The 23,788-nt window shown below is 59.6% G+C and carries 20 protein-coding genes; 7 read left to right on the forward strand and 13 right to left on the reverse strand.

Annotation, left to right across the window (positions count from 1 at the left end; translation table 11 throughout):
* Positions 1-35: 35 nt before the first annotated feature.
* Together K328_RS24035 and K328_RS24040 are read right to left on the reverse strand one after the other, a co-directional pair.
* Positions 36-653 carry a DsbA family protein gene (locus K328_RS24035; RefSeq protein WP_205620663.1) on the reverse strand — a complete coding sequence of 206 codons (618 nt, stop codon included), beginning with the start codon at positions 651-653 and terminating at the stop codon, positions 36-38.
* Positions 654-779: 126 nt separating this feature from the next.
* The gene (locus tag K328_RS24040) at positions 780-1,331 is read right to left on the reverse strand and encodes a DUF721 domain-containing protein (RefSeq protein ID WP_051284898.1); all 552 of its coding nucleotides are present in this window, start codon (positions 1,329-1,331) and stop codon (positions 780-782) included.
* 60 nt (positions 1,332-1,391) lie between these two features.
* Between K328_RS24040 and mutY the strand changes: the two genes are divergently transcribed.
* On the forward strand, positions 1,392-2,450 hold the full coding sequence (gene mutY, locus K328_RS0113605; protein WP_051284899.1) for an A/G-specific adenine glycosylase: 1,059 nt from the start codon (positions 1,392-1,394) through the stop codon (positions 2,448-2,450).
* A gap of 19 nt (positions 2,451-2,469) precedes the next feature.
* Here the strand turns inward: mutY and K328_RS25875 are convergent, their stop codons facing one another.
* The 5 genes from K328_RS25875 to K328_RS0113630 all read right to left on the reverse strand — a co-directional run bounded on the left by K328_RS25875 (position 2,470) and on the right by K328_RS0113630 (position 7,910).
* Complete coding sequence (locus K328_RS25875) at positions 2,470-3,264, reverse strand: DUF3137 domain-containing protein (RefSeq protein ID WP_169721211.1); 795 nt, start codon at positions 3,262-3,264, stop codon at positions 2,470-2,472.
* A gap of 317 nt (positions 3,265-3,581) precedes the next feature.
* Positions 3,582-4,163, reverse strand: coding sequence for a LemA family protein (locus K328_RS0113615; RefSeq protein WP_028466442.1), 582 nt, complete (start codon positions 4,161-4,163; stop codon positions 3,582-3,584).
* A gap of 137 nt (positions 4,164-4,300) precedes the next feature.
* Positions 4,301-5,311, reverse strand: coding sequence for a DUF3137 domain-containing protein (locus tag K328_RS0113620; RefSeq protein ID WP_028466443.1), 1,011 nt, complete (start codon positions 5,309-5,311; stop codon positions 4,301-4,303).
* A gap of 10 nt (positions 5,312-5,321) precedes the next feature.
* The gene (gene purH, locus K328_RS0113625) at positions 5,322-6,908 is read right to left on the reverse strand and encodes a bifunctional phosphoribosylaminoimidazolecarboxamide formyltransferase/IMP cyclohydrolase (RefSeq protein WP_028466444.1); all 1,587 of its coding nucleotides are present in this window, start codon (positions 6,906-6,908) and stop codon (positions 5,322-5,324) included.
* A gap of 69 nt (positions 6,909-6,977) precedes the next feature.
* A complete protein-coding gene (locus K328_RS0113630; RefSeq protein ID WP_245577541.1) occupies positions 6,978-7,910 on the reverse strand; it encodes a DMT family transporter in 933 nt (310 codons plus the stop codon).
* A 201-nt stretch (positions 7,911-8,111) separates the two neighbouring features.
* On the opposite strand from K328_RS0113630, the gene K328_RS0113635 reads away from it, so the two are divergent.
* Entirely contained in the window at positions 8,112-9,188 is a 1,077-nt protein-coding gene (locus tag K328_RS0113635; protein ID WP_156901350.1) for an ankyrin repeat domain-containing protein, read from the forward strand.
* A 31-nt stretch (positions 9,189-9,219) separates the two neighbouring features.
* On the opposite strand, the gene ygfZ is transcribed toward K328_RS0113635, so the two are convergent.
* The 6 genes from ygfZ to K328_RS0113665 all read right to left on the reverse strand — a co-directional run bounded on the left by ygfZ (position 9,220) and on the right by K328_RS0113665 (position 18,139).
* Entirely contained in the window at positions 9,220-10,110 is an 891-nt protein-coding gene (gene ygfZ / locus K328_RS0113640) for a CAF17-like 4Fe-4S cluster assembly/insertion protein YgfZ (protein ID WP_028466447.1), read from the reverse strand.
* A gap of 96 nt (positions 10,111-10,206) precedes the next feature.
* Positions 10,207-11,937: an ABC transporter ATP-binding protein gene (locus tag K328_RS0113645; protein ID WP_028466448.1), complete on the reverse strand. Its 1,731-nt coding sequence runs from the start codon at positions 11,935-11,937 to the stop codon at positions 10,207-10,209.
* Between the two features lie 7 nt (positions 11,938-11,944).
* Positions 11,945-12,883, reverse strand: a complete 939-nt coding sequence (locus K328_RS0113650; protein ID WP_051284901.1) for an ABC transporter permease — start codon at positions 12,881-12,883, stop codon at positions 11,945-11,947.
* A gap of 3 nt (positions 12,884-12,886) precedes the next feature.
* Positions 12,887-13,861: an ABC transporter permease gene (locus tag K328_RS0113655; RefSeq protein WP_028466450.1), complete on the reverse strand. Its 975-nt coding sequence runs from the start codon at positions 13,859-13,861 to the stop codon at positions 12,887-12,889.
* Positions 13,862-13,949: 88 nt separating this feature from the next.
* Positions 13,950-15,518: an ABC transporter substrate-binding protein gene (locus K328_RS0113660; protein ID WP_028466451.1), complete on the reverse strand. Its 1,569-nt coding sequence runs from the start codon at positions 15,516-15,518 to the stop codon at positions 13,950-13,952.
* A gap of 179 nt (positions 15,519-15,697) precedes the next feature.
* On the reverse strand, positions 15,698-18,139 hold the full coding sequence (locus tag K328_RS0113665) for a GcvT family protein (RefSeq protein WP_028466452.1): 2,442 nt from the start codon (positions 18,137-18,139) through the stop codon (positions 15,698-15,700).
* Between the two features lie 282 nt (positions 18,140-18,421).
* On the opposite strand from K328_RS0113665, the gene K328_RS0113670 reads away from it, so the two are divergent.
* The 5 genes from K328_RS0113670 to K328_RS0113690 all read left to right on the forward strand — a co-directional run bounded on the left by K328_RS0113670 (position 18,422) and on the right by K328_RS0113690 (position 23,587).
* Entirely contained in the window at positions 18,422-19,510 is a 1,089-nt protein-coding gene (locus K328_RS0113670; protein ID WP_028466453.1) for an ABC transporter ATP-binding protein, read from the forward strand.
* A 109-nt stretch (positions 19,511-19,619) separates the two neighbouring features.
* Complete coding sequence (locus K328_RS0113675; RefSeq protein WP_036554302.1) at positions 19,620-20,690, forward strand: polyamine ABC transporter substrate-binding protein; 1,071 nt, start codon at positions 19,620-19,622, stop codon at positions 20,688-20,690.
* A 99-nt stretch (positions 20,691-20,789) separates the two neighbouring features.
* A complete protein-coding gene (locus tag K328_RS0113680) occupies positions 20,790-22,052 on the forward strand; it encodes an ABC transporter permease (RefSeq protein WP_028466455.1) in 1,263 nt (420 codons plus the stop codon).
* Positions 22,053-22,063: 11 nt separating this feature from the next.
* Positions 22,064-22,918 carry an ABC transporter permease gene (locus tag K328_RS0113685; protein WP_028466456.1) on the forward strand — a complete coding sequence of 285 codons (855 nt, stop codon included), beginning with the start codon at positions 22,064-22,066 and terminating at the stop codon, positions 22,916-22,918.
* A gap of 129 nt (positions 22,919-23,047) precedes the next feature.
* Positions 23,048-23,587 (forward strand): transcriptional regulator, encoded by a 540-nt coding sequence (locus K328_RS0113690; protein WP_028466457.1) that lies wholly within the window; start codon positions 23,048-23,050, stop codon positions 23,585-23,587.
* Positions 23,588-23,788 lie beyond the last annotated feature (201 nt).

Consider the following 23,788-nt stretch of genomic DNA (forward strand, 5'->3'; position numbering starts at 1 on the left):
TCCTTACCCAGCCCCAGCATGTTGCGGAGAGCGCCCTAGAGCGCGTCCGCAATCGCCTCCTCGAAGGACTCAAAGCTGAACACATCGTCCAGCTTGCGTCCATTCATGAGGAAAGACGGGGTCGACTTGATGTCGTGATCCTTGGTCGCCGCGAGACGCTCGTTCAGGATGTAATCCAGCAGCTTCTCGTCGGTCATGCATTCCTCCACACGCGCTTCGGAAAGCCCGGCGAGCCTGCCCAGCTTGACCAGCTCAGTGAAGGGGTTTTCGCTGCGCGCCCAGTCGGCCTGCTTCTTCATCAGCAGATCGACCATGGCGACATAGCGTTTGCCGTCGAGGCAGCGGGCCATGGCGGAAGCGCGGAGCGCCCACTGGTCGAGCGGGAAATCCTTGAACTCGATCTTCACCTTGCCGGTATCGACATAGGCTTCCTTCAGCTTCGGAAGCACTTCGGTGTGGAATCGGGCGCAGTGCGGGCAGGTCATCGAGAAATACTCAACGATCGAAACCTTAGCATCCGGGTTGCCGATCACCCGGGGCGCACGCGCTGCCTCCATGTCCACTCCAGCAGCCAGAGCCTGCAGCGGCAACCCGGCAGTGAAGGGTGCGATCAACCCAAGACCCAACACAAGATTTAGCGTTCTACGGCGCACTATTGGCCTCCTGTTACAATATGTTGAATATTAATGCGGCTTTTCCCAGTCCGCAACAATGTGACCGCACGATGCGGTTTTCCGCCCTGTGGGCGCCCTGACCGGACACTTTGCAGGCCAATCATGTCAGGAATTAGTCCGTTTCCTGGAAACCCCTTTGGCACCGGCAGCAACCACCGCCTTGCCGAGATCCTCCAGCGCCTGCCTCAGATCGCTGCGCTCGACCCCGGCGACGCTGTCCGTGACCTGCTTGACCTCTTCCGGCTTCAACGGCCGCAGTTTCGGCCGCAGGCTCTCGCGCCGTTTCGGCAGCGGGCCCTGCTTCAGGGCAATACGTGCAATGGCGCTGTAACCGAAGACCATATTGATGCGTTCGATCAGAACCGGGATCTGATGCTGGATTTCCAGCGCCGCCGCCCCGACAACACGCAGATGCAGCGTGCCGCCGCCGGTGGCGCCTCTGGCGAAAACCATCTTTTCAGGCGCGCATTGCAGTGAGAGCACCTCACCGACGATCGCCGGCCAATCGCTGATAATGCGCGATTCGGCGAAACCGCGGCGGCGGAGCGCCTTGTCACTGAGCGTCGGCGCAACGGCGGCAAGCCGCGCAAGGCCGCCGATACGGCGGCGCCACGTTGACGGTTGTATTGTTTTGTCTGCTGCCGTCTTCTCGGACATTGCCGCGCTCCCCCTGCGCACTAATGTAAGGGCTCGCGCGCCTGACCCAACGGAAATAACATACACGTGACCACGCCTGAAATCCTGCCCGGCCTTCTGCTCGACTGGTACGACCGGCACCGCCGCCGTCTGCCCTGGCGCGCCGAGCCGGGAGTCCAAGCCGATCCCTATCATGTCTGGCTCAGCGAAATCATGCTGCAGCAGACCACCGTGGTGGTCGTCGGGCCTTATTTCACACGGTTTCTGGAGCGCTGGCCGAGCGTCATCGCGCTGGCCGAAGCGCCGCAGGAAGACGTGCTCGCGGAATGGGCCGGGCTCGGCTACTACGCTCGCGCCCGCAACCTGCATAAATGCGCCGGCGTTGTCCGCGATCTTCATGGCGGCCGTTTCCCCGACACCGAAGACGCCCTGCTGGAGCTGCCGGGAATCGGCGCCTATACCGCCGCCGCCATTGCCGCCATCGCCTTCGACATTCCGGCAACACCCGTGGACGGCAATTTCGAGCGGGTGATGGCCCGGATGCATGCGGTCGAAATCCCGCTGCCCGACGCCAAGCCGGAGCTGAAACGCCTCTCCGCCGCGCTCACTCCACAGCAAAGGCCCGGCGACTACGCCCAGGCAGTAATGGATCTCGGCGCCACCATCTGCACCCCGCGCAAACCGAAATGCCTGACTTGTCCGTGGAGCGCATCCTGCGAGGGGCGGATCACCGGAATCGCTGAAGAGCTGCCGAAGAAGAAAAAGAAAGCCCCAAAGCCTACCCGCAAGGGCGTCGCCTTCTGGATCGTCAACGGCCGTGGAGACATCCTGCTCCGAAGACGGCCGCAAAAGGGCTTGCTCGGCGGCATGGTGGAAATCCCGTCAAGCGATTGGCGCGAGGCGGAACACCCGCTGCACCAATCCCTCGCCGAAGCCCCGATCAAGGCGAAATGGACGGAACTGCCCGGCATGGTCCGCCACACCTTCACGCATTTCCATCTGGAACTGACAATCTATCGGAGCCGGGCCACGGGTACGCGCCCGCCGGACAGTTTCTGGCATCCGGTGGAGAAGATCGGGGAAGCGGGACTGCCGTCGGTGATGGCGAAGATCGCCAAGCACGCGCTGCGGCATCAGTAGAAGGCCAAGAGCGGCGCTTTCAGGTTTTGCTCGTCGTCGCCAGATCCAGCTCGCGGAAAATGACCGCGATATAGTCGAGTTCTTTTTTCATCTCGTCGAGATAGGCCGGATCGGCGGCATCGCCGTTTACGCCCGGGTCCGGGAACCAGTCCCGCCGGTCATTGAAGGCGATCCAGACCTTCCCGTCATCGAAACCAAGGGTCAACTCCCGTACTGTCGGCTTTCGGAGCCGCAGCAGCCGTTCCATCATCGTCGGTGTCAACAGGTAGCGGGCTTCCACCTGATCGGTTGAATAGACAATGAAAGCGCTGTTGAAATCGTCCGACTCAAGCTCAACCCTCTCGCCGATATTCTGGAAGGCACCGGAGAACAGATTGCGGGGATGGAGATCGTTCGGCAGGACAACAGTCCGCCCATGAAACGGCTTGGGGCAATCGGCAACGATCAGACCACCCACGAACCTGTCAGACGCACGAGATCTGCGGAGAGCGCCGGATAGGTCGAATCCGCCGACTCGGAAAGACGACCTCTTGCGGCGCTTCTTTTCGATCTTCTCCGCCTTGCAAATCTCCGCCCCCACTCCGTCGATCACGCCTTCAATATGATCCGCGATCCGAAAATCCGCCCGTGAGGGCACGAGATAAAGCTGTTCAAATCGCTGAAACGGGAACTTCTGCGCTCTCCGATCATAGAAAATTCCGAGATGCTCGAACACGCAGGCCTTGGCCCGCCATGGTCCAAAGTCGGACACCCCTTTCGCCACCAAGAACATCGCCCCGAAACAGGCAAAGCCCCCCAGAATGACGAAACCCATGAAAGCTCCCTCGCCCGGCTGCATAGGCCTTTCCGTGCATTTGCCATTGATGCAGGTCTTTACCGTTCCCGTTGTGCCGGCAGGCAACGGTTCACCGTCCGTGCCCCCAAATAGAAGGAATGACGACAGAATGAGACAACCGAACACAGCTAGGAGAATTTGGACCATTCTCCGCCGCTTGCGGAGGTCCGCCTCCCATTTTTCAATCTCAGGCCGAATACGGTTCCATTTCGCAACGAAGACGTCACGATCGTCCGTAACGGATGGACCGGACGGTTCGGCAGCCCGTACTGAGCTGAACAGGGGAACCGACCCGCTCACAAGCGCATCACCGAATCAACATCCACCGGCTTGCGCCATTCCGGATTATCGATCTCGTAGAAGGGCATCGTCTTCACCCTGGCAAAACCCGCGATCACGCTGCCGGGAAAGATCTCGACCGCATTGTTCAGATCGCTCACGGCTGCGTTGTAATATCGCCGCGCGGCAGAGATATGCCCCTCGACCTCTTCATAGGTTTCCTGCGCCCGGATGATCGTCGCATCGGATTTCAGGTCCGGATAATTCTCCGCCAGCGCGAAGAGGCGGCCAAGGCCGGTTTCGAGGGCCTGCGAGGCTTCCAGATGCGCGGCAAGTTCCGTTGGATCGGTCGGACTGTAGGGTTGCTGTACCTTGGCGCGAAGCTCGACGACACGCGTCAGCAGCTCCTTCTCATGATCCATGAAACGCTGCGCCAGCTTCAGAATGTTGGGAACGAGGTCGAACCGCTTCTGCAGCTGCACGTCGACGGAGGACAGAGCCTCCAGCGCCTTGTTCTTGCGCGAGATGATCGAGGCATACCAGAAATAGAGACCGATACAGATGATGGCCGGCACGCCGTAGACGATCATTGGATCCATCGAAAGACCTCCCCCAAAGGGTCAAAAAACTGCGGCACACTCCTGCGGGGAGAAGCATGCCGCCGACGTATCAGTCTATGAGTTATTCTCCGTAATGTGCAGCCACGGAATGCCTCTGGCCCAACTTTAGGCTGTCCTTAAACCCGGCTGGACGCCCCGAGGTTCAGCTCCCGCAGGATCGCGCCGACATATTCCAGATCCTCCCTGATATCATCCAAATAGGCCGGGTCGGTCACCTCCCGCCCCATACCCGGATCCACGAACCATTCCCGTCCGTCGTTCATGGCGATATGAATCTTGCCGCCCGAGAAACCGATGCCGACCTCGGCTCGGAATATCGACCTCAGGCGCAAAATCCTATCGATCATCGATGGCGTCAGCAGATAGCGGGCTTCAACCTGATCCGTCGAGTAGGCCAGGAAAGAATCGTTGAAGTCTTCGGATTCAAGCTCCACCCGTTCGCCTACTCCCTGAAAGAGCCCCGAGAGCAGTGAATGCGGCTGAAGATTCTTCGGCAGCACCGTTGCCCGACTCTGGAACGGCTTGGGAAATTCGGCGACGATCAGTCCCCCTTCGAACTTCCCGGACGAACGGGATGCTGCATGCAGGACGTTAAGCAAGTTCGCCTGATTGCCACGCACCTCAAGCCGGTCGCCTTTTCTGGACTCCTGGAAATTCTTCGCCTTGCAAGCCATTGCTTTCACACCGGCAAAGTCACCTTCGACAATATCCGAGAGTTTGTATCTCAGATGCTCCGACAAGAGGTAGAGGCGCTCGAATTGCCGAAGCGGAAATCGGTGAGCATCCTTGCTGTATCTGTAGCCGAGGTGCTTGAGGATGTACTTCTTGACTCGCCGGAACGGGTCTTTCGGAAGGATATGGATAAGGAGCTTGATACCGAGAAAACAACAGCCCGCCAACGCCATGAAGAAGACTGCGATTCCGCCGGATAAAATCCCCGCGAACCCTCCGAGCAGAGGGAGGATGATGCAGCCGATGAAAGTGTAGAACAGGGCGGCAGCAATCGTACCGTACCGCTGCCGTTTACGCTCCCACTCTGCGAACTCCTGCCGGAGACGCTCCAGCTCCGCACTATTTGCATCTTCGCCTTCCGTCAGGCCGGGTTCGGAAGGGGCCTCCGGTTTCATGATCCCGATCTCAGTGCCGGAAGTGACGCATCCCGGTCATGACCATGGCGAGGTTCTTCTCGTCCGCCGCCTCGATCACTTCGTCGTCCCGCATGGAGCCGCCCGGCTGGATCACCGCCGTGGCGCCGGCTTCTGCCGCTGAGAGCAAGCCGTCGGCGAAGGGAAAGAAGGCATCGGAGGCGACGACGGAGCCGATTGTGCCGGGCTGGCTCGCGCCGGCGGCTTCCGCCATGTCGCGGGACTTGGAGGCGGCGATGCGGGCGCTGTCGACCCGGCTCATCTGACCCGCGCCGATGCCAACCGTGGCGCCGTCCTTCACATAGATGATCGCGTTCGATTTCACATGCTTGCAGACCCGGAAGGCCATCAGCATGTCGGCCAGCTCCTGCTCGGTCGGCTGGCGCTTGGTGACGACTTTGAGGTCGGCAGCCGTCACCCGGCCATTATCTTTGTCCTGCACCAGATAACCACCGGCGACATTGCGCACGGTGCGTGCAGCAACGCTCGGGTCCGGCATGCCGTGGGTCAGCAGCAGACGAAGGTTCTTTTTCGCCGCCAGCACCTTGCGGGCGTCTTCATCCGCGTCCGGCGCGATGATCACCTCGGTGAAGATCTTGGAAATCTCTTCCGCCGTGGCGCCGTCGAGCGTCCGGTTGGCGGCGATGATGCCGCCGAAGGCGCTGACCGTGTCGCAGGCAAAGGCACGCTGGTAGGCAGAGACAAGATCGTCCCCGACCGCGACGCCGCACGGATTGGCGTGCTTGATGATGGCGATGGCGGGCTGCGCGTCGAACTCGGCGACCAGCTCGAAGGCGGCGTCCGTGTCATTCAGATTGTTGAAGCTCAGCTCCTTACCCTGGATCTGCTCGGCATTGCCGACGCCCGGGCGCGGATCGCCGCTGCTGTAATAGGCGGCGGACTGATGCGGGTTCTCGCCATAACGCATGATTTTCGGCGCGGCACCGGAGAAGGTGATGCGGCGCGGATAGGTGTCGCCGATCTCACCCGCCAGCCAGGTGGAGATGGCGCTGTCATAAGCGGCCGTGCGGGCATAGGCGACCGAGGCCAGCTTGCGGCGCAGCGCGTAGGTCGTCCCGCCCTTGTTCGCGTCCAGCTCAGCGATCAGGTCCGCGTAATCTTCCGGATCGACCACCGTGGCAACATGGCCGTGATTCTTGGAGGCAGCGCGGATCATGGCCGGGCCGCCGATATCGATATTCTCGACGCAATCGTCATACCCGGCGCCGGAAGCCAGAGTGCTTTCGAACGGGTAGAGGTTGACCACCAGCAGGTCAATCGGCGCGATCTCGTGCTTTTCCATCGCTGCGACATGTTCCGGATTGTCGCGCAGGGCAAGCAGGCCGCCATGGATCGCCGGATGCAGGGTCTTCACCCGCCCGTCCATGATTTCCGGGAAGCCGGTATGGTCCGCGACCTCTTTCACGGGCACACCAGCCTCGGCCAGCGCCTTGGCGGTACCGCCGGTCGAGAGGATCTCGACGCCATGCGCCGTCAGCGCCTTGCCGAGCTCGATCAGGCCGGTCTTGTCGGAAACGGAAATGAGCGCGCGGGAGATACGTACGAGATCGTCAGCCATCTTTCGGGACCCGTTCTCAGAAAGAGTTGCGGAAATTTGGCCTGCTTATGCGCGGGATGAGCCTCCCGGTCAACCGGACGACTTGTCGCTGGCCGGCACCGCCTGCTTTTTCAGGCGCGACTCGCGGATGGCGATATAGGTGGTGCTGAAGAAAATCATCGCCCCGCCGATCCAGGTATAGAGGTCCGGCAATTCGTCAAAAATGAAAAAGCCAATGAACGCCGCCCAGATCAACTTGCTGAAATCCACCGGCAGAACGACCGAGGCATCGGCAAGCTTCAGGGACTGGTTCATCGCGACCTGGGCAATGGTACCGAGAACGGCGATCAGACAGAGCCAGCCCGCCTCCTCCACCGTCGGCCAGCGCCAGAAGAAGCTGGCGGCGACAAGTGTGAAGGGCGACAGAAAAATCGAGGCATAGACGGTGATGGTGACGCTGGATTCGGTCCGGGTCAGGAACTTTATGATGATCAGTGCGAAGGACCAGACAATTGTAGCGGAGAGAATCAGGATCGGGCCGAGGCCGACCTCCGTCACGCCGGGCTGGATGATCACCAGCGTACCGGCAAAGCCGATCAGGATCGCGATCCACCGCCTGATCCGCACGACTTCGCCCAGGAACAGCATGGCCAGCAGGGTGGCGAAGAGCGGTGCGGTAAAGCCCAGAGCAGTCGCCTCGGCCAGCGGCGTAATCGAGAGGCCGTAGAAAAACATCAGCATCGCCGCCGCATTCACCGCGCCGCGCAGAAACAGCAGTTTCATATTGTTGGTGTGGAGCGGCCGGAAGCGCTGGCGGATCAGCAGCGGGGCCAGAACAAACAGGCCGAGGAAGGAACGGAAGAAGGCAATCTCGAAAGGATGCAACTCCGCGTTCTTGCCGAGATCGCGGATGATCGCGTGCATGCAGACGAACATGGCCGCAGCAAGCGCCATGAGGAGGACCCCGCGAACCGGAGCCGGCAGGCGGGCGACATACTGTTTGAAAACAATGAACTTGGACACGGGCCCACGCTAGGCCCGCCAGCCATCTCGCACAAGCGAACAGCCGGCACAGTAATGGTGCCGCGCCGCCGCGAATTGTAAATCGGCATCGCCTCAACCGATAAGAATGTGCTTTAGAGTTTAACGTGACGGTTTGGTATTAACGAGTGCCGTAGGCATTTTTCATTAACGGTCCACAACATAACCGGTTCAGTCGTCCCAATGCTTCAGAAATCCAGCAGAATTGTCGGTTCAGTTTTCCTGTGCCTCTGGCTGTTCACAAGCGGCGCTTTCGCCCAGGGAAAGCTTGAAGTTTTCAATGATGGAAGCAGCGCATGGCCAGGAGAGGTGACCGATGAGCATCATGAACTCAAAAGAGTTCAGAAGCAGTTCGACAGCCTGAAGGAAGATTTATTAGAAGCGCGCGCAAGGGGAGAGGCCCTCCCGATAACGCAAAGTTTTCTCGATGACATTCCGCTCATCGACGTTCGATTGGGCCGCAACGGGACAACAGCGCTATTATTGTCAACACAGCGGGCCGATGCTGCGGCAGTAAGGCTTCTTCTTGCCAATGGAGCGGACCCCAACCTCGGGTCAGTAAAATCACCATCTTCATTTCCTCTGAGCCTCGTCTTTCAGTCGGGACCAGATTACTTCACAGCGCGTGGCATTGATTTTTCGGATCACAGAAAACACTGCGACGAATGGAGAAATTCAGTTTACGAGATAGTGGACCTTCTTCTTGAGCACGGCGCGGAAATAAATGGCCCTCAGAACAAAATCACCGGCGAATTCTCCAACCCAACCATATATTCGGTAATAATTTCGCCTTATGACTGTGTAGACATAACAATGACGGAATATTTAATCGGCAAAGGGATGGAGCTTGAGACACCAAGAACAATTAAGAATAAAACATGGACGCCTTTGCAAGCAGCTATCGAATCTTATGATTTTGGCTTCGTAAAAACCCCTAATACAGACATGATGAATCTCCTATTGGATCATGGAGCCGATCCAACCCTGATTAACAAAGACGGTAGAAATGCGCTCCATACGATCCTGCTGTCGATCAATCATGAATGCCGCCCCTATGGCTCACCGGACCGGCACAGCCCAGTAATCGACATCATGAAAAGATTTATCGCGGCAGGCGTCAACAAGGATGCAAAAGACAAACACGGCCGGACACCCTTGGATGTGCTGAATATTATGCGCGACCGAACATGCACAAAAAATAGAGTTTGTTACCCGGGATGCCTTGAAGAGGCAAAAAGGCTACTCAGAAGCGTAAATTGATTCCCAGAATCACTGAAGACCAAGAGGTGACTTAAAACGTCGCCCAGTCCGGCTTTACCGGCAGCACGGTGCTGCCCCCGGCGCTGAGCACGGCATGCTCCAGATCCTCGAGGACGTTCACCCGCAGCATGGCCAGCGCCATGGTTCCGGCGCCTGAGCGGATCTCGCCGACCTCCCGGTCATCGCGCATCACGGGCGTGCCCGGCGCGGGCATATCGCCATCGAGAATACGCACCGGCATAAGGCGGCGCTTGACCAGACCGCGATATTTGGTCCGGGCCGTCAGCTCCTGCCCCATGTAGCAGCCCTTCTTCCAGTCGACGCCGTTCAGCTCGTCGAACCCGGCTTCGAGAAGAATGGTTTTCTCGAGCTGCATGTCCCGGGTGCCGTCCGGCACGCCGAGCTTGATACGGGCAAGGTCGTACGCTTCCTGCGTGCCTTCGGTAAGGCCGGGCGCGGCGATGAAACCTTCCAGCTTGTCTGTGCCAATGATCGCCCGGGCGCCGAGCCCGGCATGGCGCGGATCGGTGAATACCGCGCCGCCCTCAACGGCTTTCGCCGCCCCCGTCCCAGCATCTATACCCAGCGTTTTCGAGACATCATCCCCGGTAATGGCAAGCACACTGAACTGGGCGCTCACGTCCTCGACGGTGACGTCGGAGCGCAGCTTGTAAAGCTTCAACCGTTTCTGGAAATCGGCCAGCCGGCCCGCTTCGCAATCCAGCAGCAGCGCGCCATCGACTTCGGCAATCATGAAATCGAAAAGATATTTACCCTGGGCAGTCAGGAAAGCGGCATGGATCGACCGTTCCAGCGAGACCTTCTCGACATCGTTGGAGACAAGTCCCTGCAGGAATTTCCGCGCATCCGGCCCGCTGACCGACAATACGCCCCTGCTTTTCAGCTCGATATATTCGGCCATGACCGGTCCCGACTTTCAAAATGATCTCATGCACAGGTGCGACCGCGCCGCGGCTCTGTCAAGCGGCAGACGCCGCAGCACGAGAAGCTGCGCTCTTTAGTCGGCCATCTCCAGCCCAGCGATCAACTCGTGCGACAGCACCTCGAGCCTCGGCATCAGATCGAGCAGATGCCGCGAGTATTCATGCTGCGGCGATTCGAACAAGGTTTCAGTCTCCGCCACTTCCAGCAGCTTGCCGTGCCGCATCACCCCGACCCGGTCGCACATCTGCCGGATCACCGGCAGGTCGTGACTGATGAAAAGCATGGTGAGACCGAGTTCGGCCTGCAGATCCTTCAGCAGGTTGAGGATCTGGGCCTGGATCGAGACGTCGAGCGCAGAGGTCGGCTCGTCGCAGATCAGGAAGCGCGGACGCGTGGCGAGGGCACGGGCAATGGAAATACGCTGACGCTGACCGCCGGAAAATTCATGCGGGTATTTCCGCGCCGCCTCGGCCCCGAGACCGACATGCTCCAGCAGGTCCATGACGATCTGCCGGGTTTCCGCACCGCCCGAGGCGAGGCCATGGAAACGGATCGGCTCGGCGACGATATCCAGCACCTTCATGCGCGGGTTCAGCGACGAGAAAGGGTCCTGGAAAATCATCTGCATTTGCCGCCGGTAGCGATCCATCTCCGACTCTGTCCTGACCTCGGTGAGATCGGCACCGGCAAAGTGGATATGACCGCCAGCCGGCTTGTAAAGGCCGGCGATGGCCCGGGCGATGGTCGACTTCCCGCTTCCGCTCTCGCCGACAAGACCGAACACCTCCCCTTGCCGGATATCGAAGGAAACCCTGTCGACCGCATCGAGATAGATCCGGTTCTTCTTGAGAAAGGAGAATTTGGTGAGGAAGCGGACATGCAGATCCTCGACCCGGAGCATTGTCTCGCCGCCCGATTCCGTCTGCCCGGCGCCGAGCCAGTGGGTAGCGACATCAATACTGTCCCGCCGGTCACCGGCGCTCTCGATATATTCGACCACCGGGAACCGGGCGAGACGCACATCAGGCCGCGGCACGGCGCTGATCAGGCTCTTGGTATAATCGTGGTCCGGGTCTCCGAGGATTTTTTCCGTCGGGCCTTCCTCGACAAGACGGGAGCGGTACATGACCGCGACCCGGTCGGTCACATCGGCGATCACCCCCATATCATGGGTGATCAGAATCATGCCCACGGACCGCTCGCGGCACAGCTCGCGCATCAGCTCCAGGATCTGCGCCTGGATGGAGACGTCGAGCGCGGTTGTCGGCTCGTCCGCGATAATCACTTCCGGGTCCGCGCACAGGGCGAGCGCGATCACCACGCGCTGGCGCATGCCGCCTGAGAACTGATGCGGGTACTGCTTGATCCTGATCGCGGGATCAGGGATGCCGACGCGGTCGAGCAGGCTCACGGCGCTCGCCCGCGCTTCCTCGTCGCTCTGCTTAAGATGCAGCTGGATCGTTTCCATCAGCTGCTGCTCGACAGTCTGCAGCGGGTCGAGCGATGTCAGCGGGTCCTGAAAGATCATGCCGATCCGCTTGCCGCGGATCGCCCGCAACGCGTCCTCGTCCAGATTGTCGATCCGGCTGCCCTTGAGATAGATCTCGCCGCCGGCGAGGCGGCCCGGCGGCTCCAACAGGCCGATGACCGCATTTCCGATGGTCGATTTGCCGGCGCCGGATTCCCCGACCACCCCGAGGATCTCGCCCGGATCGACCGACAGGCTTACGTCCTGGACAGCCGTGAAAACGCCACGCCGGGTCGGAAACTCCACGGTCATATTCTTGAATTCAAGCAGGCTCATCGGGCGATCACCGGAGTTTCGGGTTGAGCGTGTCGCGCAGCCAGTCGCCAAGCAGATTGACGGCGAGGACAAGCACGACCAGCGCGATGGCCGGGAAGAAGGTGATCCACCAAAGCCCGGAGAACAGGTACTCGTTTCCGACCCGGATCAGCGTCCCGAGCGACGGCGTCGTCGGCGGCACTCCCTGCCCAAGGAAACTCAACGTCGCCTCAGAGATGATCGCAAGCGCGAGACCGATGGTCGCGAGCACCAGCACCGGGCGCATCACGTTCGGCACGATGTGACGCGCCATGACCAGTGCGGGCCGCAGACCGATGACCCGTGCCGCCTGGATATATTCTTTCCGGGCCTCGACCAACGTCGCCCCTCGGGCAACCCGGGCGAATTGCGGCCAGTCACTGAGGCCGATGGCGAGGATGACGACATAGATCGCCATTTCGTCACGCAGCTCCGGCGGCAACACAGACCGTAGAATGCCGTTTATGAGAATCGCCGTCAGGATCCCCGGAATGGTCAGCTGGATATCGGCAAGCCGCATGATAAGGGTCTCGAACCAGCCGCCGACATAGCCGCTGATCACGCCAAGCGCGACACCAAGAAACATGCCGAGAAACACCGAGGCAAACCCGACCAGCAAGGAAATCCGGCCACCATAAAGGATGGTCGAAAGCATATCCCGGCCCTGATTGTCCGTGCCGAGCAAGTAGGCGGGATCGCCTCCAACTTCCCAGGCTGGCGGCTTCTTGCCGTCCCAAAGCGAGATCTGCGCCGGATCGAACGGATCGAACGGCGCAATGAGCGGCGCACCGAAGGACGACAGCACGATCAGAGCCGTGACAAAAGCCGCCGCCATGGCGATCGGGGAATGGAAGAAGGAATAGGCGATATCGTTGTCGTTCAGACGCGCCCAGAGTCCCGGTTTCTTTTCATCCTGTTGAATCGCCATGGGTTAGTGCCCTCCCTCGGCGCGCAGACGCGGATCGATAACGAAATAGAGAATATCGACCACAAGATTGATGGTGACGAAGATCAGCGCCACGAAACAGAGATAGGCGGCCATGATCGGCACATCGACGAAGTCCACCGCCTGGATGAACATCAACCCGGTGCCCGGCCACTGGAACACGGTCTCAGTAATGAGGGAGAACGCGATCAGGCCGCCAATATTGAGGCCGATGATCGTGATGACGGGCACCAGCGTGTTCTTCAGCGCGTGGTTATAATTGATCCGGTTTTCCGGCAGGCCACGCGCACGGGCGAACTTTATGAAATCGGTGCGCATGATCTCGAGCATTTCGGCCCGCACCAGCCGGAGGATCATGGTCACCTGGAAAAGACTGAGAGTGAGCGCCGGCAGCAGGATGCTGCGCCAGCCATCCACAGTCAGCAGACTTGTCTTCCAGCCACCGAGCGCGACGGTTCCGGCGCGGCCGGAAGATGGCAAGACGCCCATATTCACGGCGAAAATATAGATCAGGCTGATGCCGATAATGAAGGTCGGCAAACTGACCCCGACAAGGGAGACAGTCAGCACCGCCTTGCTGATCCAGCTGGTCCGGTTGATCCCCGTGAACACGCCGAGCGGGATACCCAGACCGAGCGCTATCAATGCAGAGACAAAGACCAGCTCCAGCGTCGCCGGAATCCGTTCGGCGATCATCTCCGTCACGGACCGCTTGGTCCGGTAGGAAAGACCGAACTCGCCCTGCAAGGCGTTTTGCATGAAGCGGGCATACTGGACGAAGAACGGGTCCTCGAGGCCAAGCACCTCGCGGATCCGCTGCCGGTCTTCAAGCGTTGCTTCCTGGCCGACCATGTTGTCGACCGGATCGCCAACATAGTTGAAGAGCGAAAAGGAAATGAAAGACACCGCAGCCATGACCACAAGGGCCTGCAGCATGCGGCGCGCAATATAAGTGATCATACGTGTGCGGCTCGCCTGAAACTGTTTTTAGGTGCCCGGAAGGTTAAGGGCGGCGGATATACCGCCGCCCTCGAAACCCGGCAAGCTGTTACTGCAGTTTCGCCCAGCGGAACTGCGGCGAGTCATTCGGAGTGATCGGAAGATCGAGCTTCGTCGACATGCCCCAGCCGATGACTTGGTGATGGATTGGCAGGTAGACGATTTCGTCCTTCACGATGCTCCATGCCTCGGCGATCATCTTGTCGCGTTTGGCGAGGTCGGTCTCGACGGCAAAGGTATCCGTCAGCTCGTCAACCCTTGCATTGGCGAAACCGGTACCGTTCCAGCTGCCCTTGCTGTGCAGCAAGTAGCTGAAGACATAGTGCGAATCGAGCGTCGGCACCCCCCAGCCCAGCATGTAGAAGTCGCTGACCCGGTTCTTGATTTTCGGGAAATGCTGGCTCTTCGGAATGGCGTCGAGCTTAACCGTCACGCCGATCTTCGCCAGCATGGCCACCGCCGCCTGACAGATCTTTTCGTCGTTGTTATAGCGGTTGTTCGGGCAGTCGAGCTGGATGGTGAAACCGTTCGGATAGCCCGCGTCAGCAAGCAGGCCCTTGGCCGCCGCCGGATCAAACGGCCGCCGTGCATCGAGTTCCTTGGTGAAACCATGCACGCCCGGGGACGTGATGATACCGGCCGGGAAGGAAAGACCTTCCATGACCACACGCTGGATCGCGGCAACATCGAGTGCCTGGTAGAAGGCCTGGCGCACACGCTTGTCCTGGAACGGGTTCTTGCCCTTGACGTCCGAGTTGCGCAGTTCGGCGACACCCTGATCCATACCGAAGAAAATGGTCCTGATCTGGTTCACCGTCACCGTCTTCAGCTCGGCGGTGGAATCGATACGTTTCAGATCCTGCAGCGGCGGATCGAGCACGAAATCGACCTCACCGGAAAGCAGCGCCGCCACGCGGGTTGCAGCGTTCTTGATCGGGCGGTACTCGATCTTGTCAATATTGTGCTCGGCATTCGCCGCGCCCCACCAGTTCGGGTTCTTCACCAGAACCGTCAACTCATCCGGCAGGCGCTGATCGACGACGAACGGACCAGTACCGTTGGTGTTGCGGACGGCGTAGGTCTCTTCGCCTGCCTCGAATTCCTGCGGCACGGTGACGTTGTGCTTCTCCGACCAGCCCTTGTCCATCATGTAGAGGTTGGTAATCTCGTTCGGCAGGATCGGGTTCGGACCGTCGGTCAGGAACTGGACCGTGTGGTCGTCAATGATCTTCACTTCCTTGATCGACTTCACCTGCTCCTTGAAGTCGGAGCTTTGCGCCTGCGCGCGCGCGATGCTGAATGCAACATCTTCCGCGTTGAAGTCCGCGCCGTCATGGAATTTCACGCCCTTGCGGAGTTTGAATTCCCAACCGGTCGCTCCCAGCGGCTTCCAGCTCTCGGCAAGCCCCGGCTCCAGGACCATGTCCCGATCGCGGTTGACGAGCGGCTCGTAGATCTGGCCGTTCATGCTGTTGGTCGGGCCTTCGTTCTGGCCCATCGGGTCAAGCGTCAGGGCGTCACCCTGGCTCGTCCAGCGCAGCACTTTCTCTGCGTGGGCGGCGCCGACCAACATCGTCGTCGACATCATCGCGGCAATCGCGATCGTGCGGATATTCATAAGGATAGTCTCCCGTCTCTGATGCACATGCGTCCCTGCGATGTCCGAAATTATTTTTTCTCTCGCCGCTTTGCGGCATTCCGGATCATCAGAGAGGAAATCTAGCAGGCAACAGGCGGAAGGAAAGGGGTAAAGCGCAACCGGGCATTGTTAAATACCCGGCTGCGATCACATCTCTATCAGGCCTTCAGGGCTTCATTGTCCGGATCGTACGGGCTTTCGGCGACGATCCGGGCCGGGCGAAGCTGGTCCAGAACGCGGACCTTGCATTCGGCACCGATCACCGCCTTGTCGGTTCGAATGTAGCCGAGCATCAGCGATTTGCCGACATAGTGGCCATAACCGCCTGCGGTGCCCCGGCCAACAACCTCGCCGTCCATGAAGACAGGCTCATTGCCGAACGGATCTGCATCGGCCGCGTCGATCTCGATGGTGCAATAGGTATTCGGAATACCCTCTTCCTGCTGCCGGACCAGTGCGTCGCGGCCGGTGAACTCGCCCTTATTCAGACGCACAAAGCGTTTCAGGCCGGCTTCGAGCAGGGAGTTCTCCGCGTTCAGGTCCGTTCCCCAGAGACGGTAGGTCTTCTCCAAGCGCATCGAGTCCATCGCCCGCATGCCGACGAGGCCGATATCGAACTCCTTGCCGGCTTCCATCAGCGCATCGAACAGATGCAATTGATATTCGATCGGGTGATGCAGCTCCCAACCGAGAGAGCCGACGAAGTTCACACGCAAGGCACGCACGCTCGGGCAATAGCCGACCGGGATGTCCTGCATGGTCAGCCATGGGAAAGCTTCGTTGGAGATATCCGCGTCCGCCAGCTTCTGAAGCACCTTGCGGGAGTCCGGACCAGCCAGAACGAAGACGCCGTACTGGGTCGTAATGTCCGTCAGGAAGACAGAGCCGTCGCGCGGCAGGCGCTTCTGTAGGAAATCGAGATCGTAATCGTGCCCGGCACCCGGGCCGATGACAAAGAAGCGCTCGCCGTAAAAACCGTCCGGCATCCGGGTGATGGTGAATTCGGAACGGATCGAGCCCGACGGGTTCAGCGCATGGCAGAGATTGATCCGGCCAAGCCCTTTCGGAATGGCGTTCGCCACCATCCGGTCCAGCCATTCGCGGGCGCCCGGCCCCTCGACCTCGTACTTGGCAAAGGAGGACAGCTCCAGCAGACCGACCCGCTCGCGCATGGTGCGGACTTCGTTGCCGACATGCTCGAACCAGTTGGACCGGCGGTAGGAATAGATATCCTTACGCTCGACACCCTTCGGCGCGAACCAGTTAGGGCGTTCCCAGCCGAAGCGTGCGCCCCAGACGGCACCCGCATCGTCCAGACGCGGATAGGCAGGCGTGGTCTTGGCCGGGCGGCCCGCCTCGCGCTCTTCCATCGGGAAGTGATTGAAGAAAACGTGCTCGTAGGCTTCCTCGTTCTTCACCTTGGCGAAGTTCTTGGAGACGACACCGAAGCGGCGCGGGTCGACGCCGATCATGTCGACCGACGGCTCCCCGTCCACGATCCAGTTGGCAAGCTGCCAGCCGGCACCGCCGGCGGCGGTAACGCCGAAGCTGTGGCCTTCCGAAATCCAGAAGTTCTCCAGACCGAAAGCCGGGCCGACCATCGGGTTTCCGTCCGGCGTGTAGGAGATCGGGCCGTTCACGATGTCCTTGATGCCGGCATTCTCGAAGGACGGCACACGAGCCATGCAGGCCTCGACATGCGGCATCAGGCGCTCAAGGTCGCCCGGGAACAGGTCTTTCTCGAAGGTGGACGGCACACCGTCGACGAAGCAGGCCGGAGCGTGGCGCTCATACGGCCCGAGAATCCAGCCGTTCCGTTCCTCACGGAAATAATACTGGGAATCGGATTCACGCAGCACCGGCAACTCGTGGTTCCCGGCCTCGCGGTATTCCTTCAGGGTCGGGTCCACGTCGGTGACGATGTACTGGTGCTCAACCGGGATGGCCGGGATTTCGAGTCCAACCATCTTGGCCGTGGTGCGAGCATAGTTGCCGGTCGCGCAGATCACATGCTCGCAGCGGATATCGCCCTTGTCGGTCTTGACGATCCACTCACTGTTCTCGCGCTCGATACCGGTGACCTGGGTCTGCTGATAGATCTCCGCGCCGTGCATCCGCGCGCCCTTGGCCAGCGCCATGGTCAGATCCACCGGCGCGATATGGCCGTCGGACGGATGCCAGAGTGCGCCAACGAGATCATCCGTCATCGCCAGCGGCCAGAGCTTCTTTATCTCGTCGACACCGACCAGATGCGCCTCGACACCGATGGTCTCCGCCGTACACTGATAGTTCCGGTACTCGTCCATGCGCTCACGGTTGGTGGCGAGGCGCAGGTTGCCGGTCTGATGGAAGCTGACGGCCTGACCGGTTTCTTCCTCAAGTTTCTTGTAAAGCTCAACCGAGTACTGGTGCAGCTGGCCGACGCTGTAGCTCATGTTGAACAGTGGCAGCAGACCGGCCGCGTGCCAGGTCGAGCCTGCCGTAAGTTCGGTGCGCTCAAGCAGAACGACGTCGCTCCAGCCCTTCTTGGCCAGATGATAGAGGGTGCTGACCCCGACCACACCGCCACCGATCACCACTGCCCGTGCCTGAGTCTTCATTTGCCCATTCCCCCGTAAACCGGCCAGCCGGTTGAATTTCTTTGCCGAAACAGAGATGGCACCATTTCTTCGCATGCAATTCACGAAAAGCGACCGGGTGATGTCGGATTCGGAACGTTGGGATTGCATAAAATTTGGCGGATTATGTCCATATCGACGCGACCGCTTTGACAAGTGGGAACGAGCGTGGTTAGGCTTGGGTCAGATCGTGACCAACACGACACCAAGCCGGTATGCGAGAGGAACGCGCGACCGCAAGGGCAGAACAGGGGCGCAGAATCAATGGCAAACGGCAACCAGCCGTTCGTTCAATTTAAGAACGTTCAAAAGACCTATGACGGTGAGATTCTCGTCGTCAAAGACCTTAACCTAGACATTGAGAACGGCGAGTTCCTGACCATGTTGGGTCCGTCCGGTTCGGGAAAAACAACCTGCCTGATGATGTTGGCTGGGTTCGAAACACCGACCCAGGGCCAGATCATGCTTGGCGGCACGGAGCTCAACAATGTGCCGCCGCACAAGCGCGGCATCGGCATGGTGTTCCAGAACTACGCGCTGTTCCCGCATATGAGCGTCGCCGAAAACCTCGCATTCCCGCTTGAGGTTCGGAAACTGACGAAAGCCGAGACCGAGCAGAAGGTCAACCGGGCACTCGACATGGTCGAGCTCGGCGCTTTTGGCGACCGGCGCCCGGCACAGCTTTCCGGTGGCCAGCAGCAACGTGTAGCCCTGGCGCGCGCCCTCGTCTTCGAGCCCGATCTGGTGCTAATGGATGAGCCGCTCGGTGCGCTCGACAAGAATCTGCGTGAGCAGATGCAGTATGAGATCAAGCACATCCACGAAAATCTCGGCATGTCGGTCGTCTACGTGACGCATGACCAGTCCGAAGCGCTGACCATGTCGGACCGCATCGCGGTGTTCAATGACGGCAAGATCCAGCAGCTCGCAAAACCGGCGGATCTTTACGAGCGACCGGATAATGCTTTCGTGGCGCAGTTCATCGGCGAGAACAACCGGCTTTCGGGCAAGGTGACCGCCGTGAACGGTACCGGGTGCACGGTGGAAGTCGCCGGCAATGCGGTGCAGTCACTCAAGGTCAATATTTCAGGCCAGGGCGATATTTCGACCCTGTCGATCCGGCCGGAGCGGGTGCAGCTTGCCCCTGCGCCCGGCTCTCTGCCGAACATCTTCGACGCCAAGGTGCTGGAGCTGATTTATCTCGGCGACCACATCCGGTGCCGGATGGCCTGTTGTGGCGATGACGAATTCATCGTCAAGGTTCCGAACACGCACTCGAACACCTCGATCGCCAAGGGCGACGATGTGCGCGTGGGTTGGGAAATCGACGATTGCCGGGCACTGGACGCATAAGGCGTCCAGCGAACGGAACAAGGAGACCGGCCCCCCCATCCGGTTCTTAATAAGCGGCACCGCCGCGGACAATTCCAGGGGTGCATCCGAAACAGGGAGTTCTTCGCAAATGAGCGCAATTAAACCATCCAGGCTATTGATCGCCGGCCTCGCCGCCATCGGTCTGACCACGGCGGCCCAGGCTGCCGACACCATTACCGTCGTCTCCTGGGGCGGCGCTTACACGAACAGCCAGGTCAAGGCCTACCACGAGCCGTGGATCGCCAAGACCGGCAACAAGATCAATTCAGAAGACTATAACGGCGGCCTCGCCGAAGTCCGTGCCCAGGTGGAAGCCGGCAACGTGACTTGGGATCTGGTCGACGTCGAGCTGGCCGATGCTGTTCGCGGTTGTGATGAAGGCATCCTCGAGCCGATGCCGCTGGGCGAACTTCCGGCCGGCACAGATGGTACCGCAGCGAAAGACGACTTCATTGCCGGTACCCTGCATGAGTGCGCGGTCGGTCAAATCGTCTGGTCAACGGTCTACTCCTACGACACCACCAAAGTCGCGACCAAGCCGACCACCATCGCCGACTTCTTCGATCTGAAGAAAATTCCGGGCAAGCGCGGCCTGCGTAAGACCGCGAAGGTGAACCTGGAATGGGCCCTGATGGCGGACGGCGTTGCGGCCGACAAGGTCTATGAAGTTCTGGCCACTCCGGCCGGTATCGACCGCGCCTTCGCCAAGCTCGACACCATCAAGAACGATGTTGTCTGGTGGGAAGCCGGCGCGCAGCCGCCGCAGCTCCTCGCAGACGGCGAAGTTGTGATGACCAGCGCCTATAACGGTCGTCTTTTCAACGCGATCGTGAACGAGAAAAAGCCGTTCGACATCGTCTGGGACGGCCAGGTCTGGGATATCGATCTCTGGGTTATGCCGAAGGGTTCCAAGAACAAGGCTGCCGCGATGGACTTCGTGAAGTTCGCCACGGACACTGAGCGCCTTGCCGATCAGGCCAACTACATCTCCTACGGTCCGGTCCGGAAATCTTCCTTCGCGAAGGTTGCGCCGGCAATGCAGCCGCATATGCCGACCGCTCCGGTCAACTTCAAGAACCCGCTGCAGAACGACTTCGGATTCTGGGCTGACTATGGCGACGAGCTGAACGAGCGTTTCAACGCCTGGCTCGCCGGCTAATCGACTTCCGGTCGGGAGCGGCTTGCGAGCCGCTCCCGACCGATCCTCAACCTCGAGCTCCGGTCCGGGGTTGAGGATCGGTTTGGAAGGATCTGGGACATGGCGGCAATCACCGAAAATGACGGCCTGATGCGCGCGGCGGACGGTACGCCGCTGAAGCAAGCGCTCGCGCGGGCCACCCGCATGAACAAGGCGCGCGCCTTTCTGCTAACCACTCCGTTGCTCGCCTTTATCCTGGTGACCTTCATCCTGCCCATCGGCATGATGCTGTTCCGCAGTATCGAAGCGCCGGAAGTTTCCGAGGCTTTCCCGAAAACCGTCGCCATTCTTGAGCAATGGGACGGTGTCGGTCAGCCCAGCGAAGAAATCTATGCCTCTCTCGCGGCCGAGATGGCGGATCCGGAAAACCGCTTCAAACTCGGCAAGGCCGGTACCCGGCTGAATTATATCGAGAGCGGTTTCCGCTCCCTGATGAACAAGACCGTTCGCCGTATCAAGCGTGTCGACGCGGGGCCCTATAAAGAGGCCTTCATCAAGATCGACAAGCGATGGGGCGAAACGGATACCTGGAAAATCATCAGGCTCGCCGGCGACCCATATACCTATCGCGCCTATCTGAACGCACTCGATCTGACCCAGGCACCGGACGGCAACATCGTAGCCCAGCCTGAAATTAAGCAGATCTATGTGACCCTGTTCGAACGCACGATCTTCGTTTCGATCGGCGTTACGATTGCCTGCATTGCGCTTGCTTATCCGATCTCATATCTGCTCGCGACATTGCCCTCGGGAACCAGCAATCTGCTGATGATCTTCGTCCTGCTACCGTTCTGGACCTCGCTCCTGGTGCGCACCACCTCATGGATCGTGCTGCTGCAAACCAACGGGGTGATCAACGACATACTGGTATCTCTGGGCATTGTCGGGACCGACGACCGAATACAGATGATCTACAACATGACCGGCACCTTCATCGCCATGACGCACATCCTGCTGCCGTTCATGGTGTTGCCGCTCTACAGCGTGATGAAGACGATCCCGCGCGATCATATGCGCGCCGCTCGCTCGCTCGGCGCGAACCCGGCAATTGCTTTCGGCAGGATCTATCTGCCGCAAACAATCCCCGGCGTGGGCGCGGGCTCGATCCTCGTGTTCATTCTCGCTATCGGCTACTACATCACCCCGGCGCTGGTCGGTGGTCAGGATGGCCAGCTGATCAGTAACATCATCGAATACCACATGAAGAAATCGCTGAACTGGAGCCTCGCTGCGGCGCTTGGCGGCATTCTGCTGGCCGGTGTGCTCGCCCTCTACTGGCTCTATAACCGCATCGTCGGCATCAGCAACATGAAGCTCGGATAAGGAGAGAGACCATGGCAGCCCTTCCCTCCTACGCCGGCCCGCTCGAGCGCTTCTGGTATTATGCCTTTCGCGTTCTGTGCGGCTCGATCTTCCTGTTCCTGATCGCACCGATCATCGTGATGATCCCGCTGTCCTTCAATGCGGAACCGTATTTCACCTTCACACCGGAAATGCTGGCCTTGAAGCCGGAAGCATTCTCAATGCGCTGGTATCAGGACATCCTGGATAACGAGCAATGGCTGCACTCGATGAAGAACAGCTTCATCGTCGGTGCCGCCGCAACGTTCCTGGCGACGTCGCTCGGCACCATCGCCGCGCTTGGCCTGTCCCGATCCGACATGCCTTATCGGACCCTGATCATGGGCCTCCTGCTCTCGCCCATGATCGTGCCGTTGATCATCACCGCGGCCGGCCTGTTTTTCTTCTACTCTTCTATCGGCCTGGCCCAAACCTATACCGGCCTTATCCTGGCCCATACCGCGCTTGGCACGCCCTTCGTGGTGATCACGGTGACGGCGACGCTCTCGGGCTTTGACCGGAACCTGATCCGGGCGTCTTCGAGCCTCGGCGCCTCACCGCAGCGCACCTTCTTCAAGGTCATCCTGCCTTTGATCTCGCCCGGCGTTATCTCAGGCGGCCTGTTCGCCTTCGTCACGTCTTTCGATGAAGTTGTGGTCGCCCTGTTCCTCGCCGGTTTCGAGCAGCGCACGGTGCCCCGGCAGATGTGGGCCGGTATCCGCGAGCAGATCAGCCCGACGATCCTTGCCGTCGCCACCATTCTGGTCGGCATCTCGATCCTGCTGCTGGCAACCATGGAGGTTCTGCGACGGAGATCAGAACGCCTGCGCGGACTGAGCCCCAACTGATCTGAGCTATTTTGACTTCCGGGGGCTCATTTTGCATGAGCCCCCTTTACATCTGCGGCATATGGTCCCATTTTAAGAACGGTTCGCAAAAAAATCTCTGCGAAGCGCAAAACCGCTGCGAGACGACGGATGTACCGCGATAATTCACTGATCCCCAAGGAAGCAATCCGCATGGCCGCGCTTGGCGCGCTGTCGGGTGGTCCGCGACCTTATGCGGATATTGCCGGTGAAGTCCGTCAGTTCGCCGCCCGTATCGTCGGCCCGTCCCTCGATTTGCTCGGCAGCTCGATCGAACTGCTGAAGTTCGAAGGGTTGATTGCACCGGTCGCCGGAGAAGGCTTCGAGGATAATGCCGAGCTCCGTCTTACGGATGCAGGCTGGACCGCGCTGAAAGATTATCTGACCGCGGCCGTGCGCCCGGGTTCAAACGACCTGAACAAATTGGTCGTCGCCCTGAAGTTACGCTTTCTGCATCTTCTCGAAAAAGACGAACAGGTCGAGCAGATCGATAATCTGCGCGCGCTCTATCAAGGTGAACACGCCCGCCTGTTTGACCTCCTCACCCACGAGGAATGGCAGCAAGGCCATCTGCGCGCGTGGATCGAGATGGAAATCTCCCAGGTCGAAGACCGCATGGCCTGGTGCGACCGTATCGCCGCCGAGCTTTAGAAGCCCGTTTCTTTCAGACAGTCGTAAATCGTGCTGACGTGCGTGCGGACGGTATTTCGTCCCGCGTAAGCGTGAGCAGCCGAGTATCCTCTTTAAGTCTTTCTGGCGGACCGCTGACGTTCAGATAAATACCCAAGGGTTTATTATTAAAGAGAAAACATCATTATTTTGAATTTTAGATATTTTTAATATATATTGACG

This window comes from Nisaea denitrificans DSM 18348 (assembly GCF_000426505.1).
In the GTDB taxonomy this organism is placed as follows: Bacteria; Pseudomonadota; Alphaproteobacteria; order Thalassobaculales; family Thalassobaculaceae; genus Nisaea; species Nisaea denitrificans.